The sequence below is a fragment of the Kingella pumchi genome, assembly GCF_022288825.1.
GTDB classification, from domain to species: Bacteria; Pseudomonadota; Gammaproteobacteria; order Burkholderiales; family Neisseriaceae; genus Kingella_D; species Kingella_D pumchi.
Genome location: NZ_JAKOOW010000054.1, coordinates 1 through 380, shown reverse-complemented (window position 1 = coordinate 380; position 380 = coordinate 1). Strand labels below are relative to the sequence as shown.

Here is a 380-nt window from a genome sequence, read left to right as displayed (position 1 = left end):
GCTTCGCCGCGGGCGAGAAAGGGGTTGCCCTGTATCCAGCCGGCCTGGCGGGTGGATACGCTTTTATGGCTGTTGTTGAGAATGGCGCCGCGCGTGTCGACATCGAAACGGCGGTATTGGTTGACGGATACGCCGTGGGCGGTGGGTGTCTGGATATTGACCTGCGGCAGTCCGTTGCCGGTTTTAAGAACCGTGGGCTGCTGGTGCCGCGGGGCGGTGGGATCGGACTGGATGTCGGCGGCGGCGGCGGGCACAATCAGGGCCGAACCGAAACCGAGCAGCAGACTGAAAGCCAGCGTGCCCAAATGCAAACGACAGCCTGAATGGGTTTTTAGACTGCCGTTACCGCCACCGGTTTCTCCGCCTGAGCGCTCGCCGGG

1 protein-coding gene is annotated in these 380 nt (G+C 63.4%); it reads right to left on the bottom strand.

Annotated features, from left to right (window positions below):
• The coding region (locus MB824_RS10755; protein ID WP_238748538.1) for a filamentous hemagglutinin N-terminal domain-containing protein at positions 1-380 on the bottom strand (380 nt) is incomplete at both ends.